Below are 7274 nucleotides of genomic sequence, written 5' to 3'. Positions count from 1 at the left end.
TATGGATACTCTGTCGCCGCCTATCGCAACCACACCTTGCGTAAAAACGGTGCTCAGAAACGTTCTTCACAAACGACTACGAAGCCAGTCGCTGCCTACGCCGCCTTGTTCTGCCGCTTCATGACTTCCTCTGCGCGCTTCTTCAGCTCAGCCGGCGATACGTCCTCGATGTGGGTGCCGATGTGCCATTGGTTGCCGGCCGGATCCTTCACGCCGCCGCTGCGATCGCCATAGAACTGGTCCGTTGGCTCCATCAAGGGGGTGCCGCCAGCCTTGACCGCCTTCTGATAGACCGTATCGACGTTGGGCACGTAGAGATACAGCATCGTGGACGTTGCCTGTGCTCGCTCCGAGGAGTCGGCAATCATCACGATGGAACTTCCTATTTTGAACTCGGCATGCATCACCTTGCCGTCGGGCCGCATCATCGGCTCGAACAAAGGCTGCGCACCGAAGGCGTCTTTCATGAAGCCGATGACCTTCTCCGCGCCCTCGACGACGAGATAGGGCGTGACAGTGTGGTATCCTTCGGGAACCGGCTTTACCTGTGTTGCCATGGCTGTCTCCTTTGGTCTGATGGACTTGATCCATGCAGGACGACCCCACGTGCCCCTGTTTTGTTCGGAATGTTCGATCCCTTCTTTGGACAAAGTATGACCGCCGTTGTGCGTTCCCGGCTGCGCGCGTGTCAGTTTCGCGCAACCTACCTGAATGCAAGGTTCAGCCTGAGTTCATTTCGCGAAACTTCCTTTGCATCATTCAACGCTGATTGAAGAGGAAGACATCATGGAGCGCCGCCACTTTTTGAAACTCGCATTCGGTGTTGCCGCCGGTGCCGCTGCATTGACGGCGGCGGCGCAAGCTGCGCCCCTGGCGCCTCAGCCCATCGAAGGCCCGGCCAACCTGCCGCGCGGCAATCCCGAGATCCATCCCGCTGTCACCAGCAGCGAGGAGGCCGGTCAGCTCAAGCCCGAGGAGGTGCGCTGGCACGGCGGCGGTCATCATTGGGGCTGGCATCATCACCGCCATTGGGGCTGGCGCCGGCGACACTGGGGTTGGCATCATCGTCACTGGGGATGGCGTCGCCGTCACTGGGGATGGCGCCATCGCTGGCACCGTCGCCACTGGCGTCACTGGTAGGGCGTGCTGCAAGCTGCCAGTCGAATCAGAAAGGGGATCGCGTGGCGATCCCCTTTTTCGCGCCCACGAAAACTTCAGGCGTTCAAAAAGAAGATGGCCGCGCGGTGGAACGCGCGGCCATGCTGTTACGCCAAAATCAGATCAGACCGGGCGGCAGCGGCCGGCCCACCAGCGGAAGCCCCACGGACAGACGCGCGGACGGGCGACGACGACCGGAGCGACGACGACAGGTGCGGGTGCTACCATGACCGTACGGCCCATCGGGCGGCAGCCGCCATAGGGGCCGCGATACCAGCCGGGCCCGCAACCGCCAGCGGCGCTGGCTGCTTCGCTGAAACCGACGACAACGCCGGCGAGCATAATGGCGGCAAGAAGATACTTCATTTGAGCTCCCTTTTTCGGTCCTTGGGTCACGCGCTTGCGGCGCACAATGAATCAAAAGGTACGATTCGGCATGTTAAATTTTGGCGACATGCCGAAGCGGCGCGATCCAAATTGGCAATCATGACCTGAATGCGGCATGAACGACGCCGTTCATGCTGCTTGAAGCGACAGGGTAGGGCCAAAGCGTGATGAGTGGGGTGAATCGTCATCGCGCATTGGCTTATTGTTTGAGCATAATCTCCGCGCAAGCGCGTACCGCGCTGGTCGCGCGGGGACGGTCACACGCCATTGTGTGAGTTCACGCGATTTGCGTGATTACTCGTGCCCGTTGCCGAACAGCGCGGCAAACTGCTTCTCGCCGGTGCGGGTGAAATTCACCACGCGGCTGCCGGGCGTGGCATCGCGAGCCGCCCATTTCAATTCGGTGAAGCGCTTCATCATGGCCGCGCCGAGCGTGCCGGCGAGATGATGCCGCCGCTCGCTCCAGTCGAGGCACGCCTTGCAGACCGGCCGGCGCGGATGGGTGAGCATGTCGGGCGAGATCTGCAAATGCTTTGCGAGGAAGCGCTCGCCCTCGACCGTGAGCTCGATGTCCTGCTTCTTCTGCTTCACCAGGCGCCGCTCGCGTAAGGAGTCGAGCATCTGCACGCCGAGGTCGCCGGCGAGATGGTCGTAGCAGATGCGCGCCCGCCGCAGCGCCGGATCCTTCGGCCCGGTGCGCACGCGCATGTGGCCGGCGCGGGCGGCAAGTCCCGCAAGTCCCTCGAGCACGCCAGCGACGTCGGGGTCGGTGAGGCGGTAGTAGCGGTGCCGGCCCTGCTTCTCCGGCTCGATCAGGCCGCCGGCCTCGAGCTTTGAAAGATGTGAGCTCGCGGTCTGCGGCGTGATCCCGGCCTCCTGCGCGAGCTCGCTTGCGGTGAGCGCGCGGCCGTTCATCAGCGCGGTGAGCATGTTGGCGCGGGCGGGGTCGCCGACGAGCGAAGCGACCATGGCAATGTCAGGTCCTGCTTTCATGCTTCGATGATAACCGAAGCATTGGTGTGCGGCAAGGGCGTAGGCTGTGGCCAGCTCGTTATTGCGAGCGAAGAGTGACGGACAAATCGGAAAGCCGATCCTCACCCTGAGGAGCGCGCCCTTGCGCGCGTCTCGAAGGGCGAGGCCACCGGCCGGGCCTTCATCCTTCGAGACGCGCGTTCCGCGCTCCTCAGGATGAGGGCCGGCACGGTTGATTGCGTCGCGATGCTCGCAATGACGGAAAAAAGGAGAACCCACCGTGTCCATCACCGTCTTCATCCGCTACCAGCTCGATCCCTTCAAGCGCGCGCAGTTCGAGGATTATTCGAAACGCTGGCTCACCATCATCCCGAAATGCGGTGGCGATCTCATTGGCTATTTCATGCCGCACGAGGGAACCAACAACATCGCCTTTGCGCTGATCTCCTTCGAAAGCTTAGGCGCCTACGAGGCCTATCGCGCGCGGCTGCGCCAGGACGCCGAGGGGTTGGCGAACTTCCACTTCGCCGAGGAGAACAGGTTTATTCTCGCGGAGGAGCGGACGTTCCTGCGCAAGGTGGTATTGTAGGCGCAAACCAAGACGAAGGAGGCGCCCCATGATCGCCGTGATCTTCGAGGTCTGGCCGAAGCCGGAGCACCGGCAGCATTATTTCGATCTCGCGGCCGATCTGAAGCCGATCCTCCAGACCATCGATGGCTTCATTTCGGTCGAGCGCTTCGAGAGCCTGACCGAGAAGGGCAAGGTGCTGTCGGTTTCGTTCTGGCGCGATGAGGCGGCCGTGGAGGCCTGGCGCAAGACGATGGAGCATCGTCGCGCGCAAGCCAAGGGCCGCGGAAGCTTCTTTGCCGATTATCGCCTGCGGATTGCCAGCGTCGTCCGCGACTACGGCATGCAGAATCGCGACGAGGCGCCGAAGGACAGCCGCGCCGTGCACGATGCGCACTAGCGCTGCACTGGGGTTGCCGGGCGCACACTAGCGCTGCCCCGGATGGGTGCCTATGTCTGCGCGGCCAACAAGGGAGAGAAACATGCACGTTACGACCGCGGACAAGCGCGCGACATTCAGGAGGATGCACGAGAGCGGCTGCTTCATCCTGCCCAACCCGTTCGACGTCGGCAGCGCCAAGGCCCTGCAACATCTCGGCTTCAAGGCGATCGCCTCATCGAGCGCCGGCTTTGCCTGGACGATCGGGCGCGCCGACAACCGCGTCACCGTCGACGATGTCTGTCAGCATCTGGCAGCATTGTGCTCGGCCATCGACATCCCCGTGAATGCGGATTTCGAGGGCGGCTTCGCGGTCGAGCCGGACAAGGTCGCGGAAAATGTTGAACGCGGCGTGCGGACCGGTGTTGCCGGGCTGTCGATCGAGGATTCCACCGGCGACAAGGACAAGCCGCTCTATGATCGCGCGCTCGCAGTCGAGCGCATCAAGGCGGCGCGCAAGGCGGTCGGTGACAGCGGCGCGCTGCTGGTCGGTCGCTGCGAGGCTTATCTGTGGGGCGTGAGCGACCTCAAGCTCGTCATCGACCGGCTCACGGCCTACGCCGATGCCGGTGCTGATTGCCTCTATGCGCCCGGACTGAAGACGCGCGAGGATATTTCGGCCGTGGTGAAGGCGGTCCATCCTAGGCCGTTCAATCTCCTGATCGGCGCCTCCGGCCTGTCCCTGCAAGAGGCCGCCGATCTCGGCGTGCGCCGGATCAGCGTCGGCGGCTCGCTCGCTCGCGTCGCCTGGGGCGGCTTCATGCGCGCGGCGAAAGAGATGGCGGAGAAGGGCACGTTTGCCGAGCTCGGGAGCGGCTATCCCGGCGGCGAGCTGAACAAGATGTTCGGCTGATACATGACAAAAACGGCGGGACGTTAGCGTCCCGCCGTTTTTGTATTTCTGCAGCGTTACTGCGCCTTGCCGGCGTCAGACGGTGCGGTCGGAGCCGGGGCTGGCGGAGCCGGTTGGCTCGGTGCCGCACCCGTGGTCACGCCGGGCGCAGTGTTGCTCTTCGGCGTCACGTCGCGCATGCCCGGAGGCGCGGCCGGATTTGCAGGTGTCGTCTGTGCGGTCTTCGCCGGCGGTTCGGTCGAGGCCTGGTTCACGCTGGTATTGTTCAAGCCGTAGAACACTGCGCCGAGCACCACCGCGATTGCGACCGCAAACAGCGCGATCTTGCCGCTGGAGGCGGGGCCTTCGCCAAGCTCGGGGTCCGCCTGGAGGTCGGCGTCTCGTCGCGCGGCGCGAAGATACTCATCCTCACCGATGGGACGATAGGGGTCATTCGGAAAACGGTCATCGGCCATCGCTTGATCTCCTCGAATGGACTGACCAGACAACCCGGGGATGCGAATTTCGGTTCCGGGGGATCTCATGCTTTCGTCGCATGTTGCCGCGCGCGCTGGAATCGGGAACCTGTTCATTCCGGATGAAACTTGTTCATCCTGGAACCTTCGACGTAAGTTCCGCTCTCGAAACGGGATGACATCCGATGTGGAGCCTGCCACCCAGCGACAGCGTGCTGCATATCCTTTCCCTCGTCGCGGTCGCGGCGCAGGGGATGACGGCTGCGCTTGCCGCGGGTCGGCGCAGCATGGACTGGCTCGGCGTCTGCTTCCTCGGCTGCATCACGGCGCTTGGCGGCGGTACGCTGCGCGATCTCTTCCTCGGCCACTATCCGCTCGGCTGGGTGCAAAACCCCGTCTATCTCGCGCTCAGCGGCGGCGCGGCCTTCATTACGATTCTGTTCGCGCACTTCGTGCATCGGCTCAAGCTGGCCTTCATCGTGCTCGACGCGATCGGCCTTGTGGTCTTCACCATGACGGGCTGCGACGTCGCCTGGCAGATGGATGCCTCGCTGCCCATCGTGATCGTCTCCGGCATGGTGACGGGCTGTGCCGGCGGCGTCTTGCGCGATGTCCTCTGCAACGACGTGCCGCTCTTGTTTCGTTCCGAGCTTTACGCCAGCGTCTCGGTGGTGACGGGCCTGTTCTACGCCACCGCGTTCGGGCTGAAGATCAACGACGAGCTCTGGACCATTCTCACCTTCGTGCTCGGCATCAGCTTCCGCCTGCTCGCGGTCCGCTACAAATGGGAGATGCCGAAGTTCGTGTTCACGGGGGACGAGAAGTAGTGCTTCTTCGCCTCTCCCTGCGCGCGGCTGCTTAATCGCATTTGCGCATCCACAAACTCCGTCATGCCCAGGCTTGTCCCGGGTATCCACGTTCTTGCCGCGCGAACGGGCATGGATGGCCGGGACAAGCCCGGCCATGACGAGGCGGAAACTTCAGCCCGCACAGAGCCTACCGCAAGCGGGGAGAGGGGACTAACTACGGCCCCTGGCTCCGCGCCTTCCCGACCTGCGCCGCCGTGACCAGCGGCGCGGCATTGCCCCAGGAGTTGCGGATGTAGTTCGTCACCGCTGCGATCTGTTCGTCCGACAATTGTTTGGCGTAGCCCGGCATCTCGCCGGTGTTGGGGGCCCGCGGCGTCGTCACGGTGTGGGCGCCGTCGAGAATGACGCGGAGCGTGGAGGACGGATTGTCCGATTGCAGCAGCGCATTGCCGGGCAGCGGCGGGTAGATGCGCGGCGCACCGGAGCCGTCGGCTTCATGGCAGGCAATGCAGAGCTTCGCATAGACCGCCTGGCCCGTCTTCATCTCGGCGTCCGATGGCGGCGTCACCGCTGGCTCGTTCGGTCCCGGGGGCAGCCCCTTCAGGTAGACAGCCATGGCGTGCACGTCGGCATCGCTCATCTTCGAGGTCGAGTTGACGATGACCTCGGCCATCAGCCCGTCGGCGTGGCTCTTGGCATTGCGTCCGCTCTGGAGATATTCGGCGATCTCGTCGACGCTCCACGACTTCAGCCCGCTTCGCACGGCGCTATCGAGCCGCGGTGCAAACCAGCCATCCACCTCGTTGCCCGAAAACGCCAGCTTGCGCTTGTCGGCGCCAAAATAGTTCTTGGGCGTGTGGCAGGCGCCGCAATGGCCGAGCCCTGTGACGAGATAGCCGCCGCGATTCCATGCCGCGCTCTTGAACTGGTCGGGTTCGAACAGGCCGGGCTTGAAGAATAGCCAGTTCCAGGCGCGCATCAGCGATCGATAGCCAAACGGCCAGCGCAGCTCCGGCGACTTGACGCGATTGCTGACGGGCGCCTGCGTCGAAAGATACGCGCGGATTGCCAGCGTGTCGTCCTTGGTCATCTTGGTGAAGTAGGGGTAGGGGAACGCCGGATAGTAATGCGAGCCGTCCGGAGCGATGCCGAAGCGCAGCGCGCGGGTGAAGTTGGCGTCCGTCCAGCCTCCGATCCCGGTGTCGCGATCCGGTGTCAGGTTCGGCGCATAAATCCCGCCAAAGGGCGTGTCGATGCGCTTACCGCCCGCGAACGGTTTTGCGGGGTCGGCGGTGTGGCAGCTCGCACAGTCGCCGGCTTCCACCAGCGCCTTGCCGTGGGCGATCGCCTCCGGTGACGGCTCGCTGGCGGTCGCTACGACCGCACTGCACAACGTGAGCCCTGCTACCAGCGACGCCAGAATCGTCCGCATTCCCGGCCTCCCCCTGCGACCAATCGCCATGGGACGCATTATAGACGCGTTACGTCGTTTCGCGACGCCCCGGGTATGCTGACACAAATTGAAAAGGGCGGGCGGACTTGCCGCCACGAAATTGCGATTTTCGAGGGTAGCCCGCTTTGGTCCAGATTTGTGATGCGGAGGCTTAAAATTCCGACATAGAGTGGCGCGGAC

10 protein-coding genes are annotated in these 7274 nt (G+C 63.5%); 5 read left to right on the top strand and 5 right to left on the bottom strand.

Annotated features, from left to right (window positions below):
- Positions 1-95 precede the first annotated feature (95 nt).
- The gene (locus SO139_RS04030; RefSeq protein WP_449377999.1) at positions 96-557 is read right to left on the bottom strand and encodes a VOC family protein; all 462 of its coding nucleotides are present in this window, start codon (positions 555-557) and stop codon (positions 96-98) included.
- Positions 558-786: 229 nt separating this feature from the next.
- Between SO139_RS04030 and SO139_RS04025 the strand changes: the two genes are divergently transcribed.
- On the top strand, positions 787-1140 hold the full coding sequence (locus SO139_RS04025; RefSeq protein ID WP_449378000.1) for a twin-arginine translocation signal domain-containing protein: 354 nt from the start codon (positions 787-789) through the stop codon (positions 1138-1140).
- A 141-nt stretch (positions 1141-1281) separates the two neighbouring features.
- Here SO139_RS04025 and SO139_RS04020 read toward each other — a convergent pair whose 3' ends face one another.
- On the bottom strand, positions 1282-1524 hold the full coding sequence (locus SO139_RS04020) for a GCG_CRPN prefix-to-repeats domain-containing protein (RefSeq protein ID WP_449378001.1): 243 nt from the start codon (positions 1522-1524) through the stop codon (positions 1282-1284).
- A 315-nt stretch (positions 1525-1839) separates the two neighbouring features.
- On the bottom strand, positions 1840-2538 hold the full coding sequence (locus tag SO139_RS04015; RefSeq protein WP_449378002.1) for an ArsR/SmtB family transcription factor: 699 nt from the start codon (positions 2536-2538) through the stop codon (positions 1840-1842).
- A gap of 259 nt (positions 2539-2797) precedes the next feature.
- On the opposite strand from SO139_RS04015, the gene SO139_RS04010 reads away from it, so the two are divergent.
- The 3 genes from SO139_RS04010 (at position 2798) to SO139_RS04000 (ending at position 4377) form a co-directional block, all read left to right on the top strand.
- A complete protein-coding gene (locus tag SO139_RS04010) occupies positions 2798-3106 on the top strand; it encodes an NIPSNAP family protein (RefSeq protein WP_449378003.1) in 309 nt (102 codons plus the stop codon).
- A gap of 28 nt (positions 3107-3134) precedes the next feature.
- Positions 3135-3485 carry an antibiotic biosynthesis monooxygenase family protein gene (locus SO139_RS04005; RefSeq protein WP_449378004.1) on the top strand — a complete coding sequence of 117 codons (351 nt, stop codon included), beginning with the start codon at positions 3135-3137 and terminating at the stop codon, positions 3483-3485.
- An 82-nt stretch (positions 3486-3567) separates the two neighbouring features.
- Positions 3568-4377, top strand: coding sequence for an isocitrate lyase/PEP mutase family protein (locus tag SO139_RS04000; RefSeq protein WP_449378005.1), 810 nt, complete (start codon positions 3568-3570; stop codon positions 4375-4377).
- Between the two features lie 56 nt (positions 4378-4433).
- Here SO139_RS04000 and SO139_RS03995 read toward each other — a convergent pair whose 3' ends face one another.
- Complete coding sequence (locus tag SO139_RS03995) at positions 4434-4832, bottom strand: hypothetical protein (protein WP_449378006.1); 399 nt, start codon at positions 4830-4832, stop codon at positions 4434-4436.
- Positions 4833-5017: 185 nt separating this feature from the next.
- Here SO139_RS03995 and SO139_RS03990 point away from each other — a divergent pair, with 185 nt between their 5' ends.
- Entirely contained in the window at positions 5018-5659 is a 642-nt protein-coding gene (locus SO139_RS03990; protein ID WP_449378007.1) for a trimeric intracellular cation channel family protein, read from the top strand.
- Between the two features lie 196 nt (positions 5660-5855).
- Here SO139_RS03990 and SO139_RS03985 read toward each other — a convergent pair whose 3' ends face one another.
- A complete protein-coding gene (locus SO139_RS03985) occupies positions 5856-7073 on the bottom strand; it encodes a cytochrome c (protein ID WP_449378008.1) in 1218 nt (405 codons plus the stop codon).
- Positions 7074-7274 lie beyond the last annotated feature (201 nt).

The sequence above is a fragment of the Bradyrhizobium sp. UFLA05-89 genome, from assembly GCF_059803475.1.
The sequence above is the reverse complement of the archived record's forward strand: the minus strand, read 5'-3'. Positions and strand labels throughout refer to the sequence as shown.